1 protein-coding gene is annotated in these 541 nt (G+C 59.9%); it reads right to left on the bottom strand.

Features of this window, described 5'->3' with window-relative positions:
* Window positions 1-541, bottom strand: a 541-nt coding sequence (locus LRP84_RS22715; RefSeq protein ID WP_230577081.1) for a collagen-like domain-containing protein, incomplete at both ends; no start/stop codon positions are given.

Below are 541 nucleotides of genomic sequence, written 5' to 3'. Positions count from 1 at the left end.
TCACCTGTCAGTCCCGTTGCACCGGTTTCACCTGTTGCTCCCGTTTCACCTGTCGGACCTGTTGCACCCGTTGCTCCAGTCGGGCCCGTTTCACCTGTTGCTCCCGTTTCACCTGTCGGCCCAGTTTCACCTGTCGGGCCCATTGGACCTGTTGCTCCCGTTGGACCAGTTATTCCTGTTGGGCCTGTTGGACCGGTTGCTCCCGTTTCTCCTGTCAGTCCCGTTGAACCAGTTGCTCCCGTTTCTCCTGTCGCTCCCGTTGGACCTGTTGCTCCCGTTTCTCCTGTCAGGCCCGTTGGACCAGTTGCTCCTGTTTCACCTGTCAGTCCCGTTGCACCGGTTTCACCTGTTGCTCCCGTTTCACCTGTCGGACCTGTTGCACCCGTTGCTCCCGTCGGGCCCGTTTCACCTGTTGCTCCCGTTTCACCTGTCGGCCCAGTTTCACCTGTCGGGCCCATTGGACCTGTTGCTCCCGTTTCTCCTGTCGGGCCCATTGGACCTGTTGCTCCTGTTTCTCCTGTCGGTCCCGTTGGACCTGTTG

The organism is Bacillus rhizoplanae (assembly GCF_917563915.1).
Classification (GTDB): Bacteria; Bacillota; Bacilli; order Bacillales; family Bacillaceae_G; genus Bacillus_A; species Bacillus_A rhizoplanae.
This window is presented reverse-complemented; position numbering and strand designations above follow the sequence as displayed.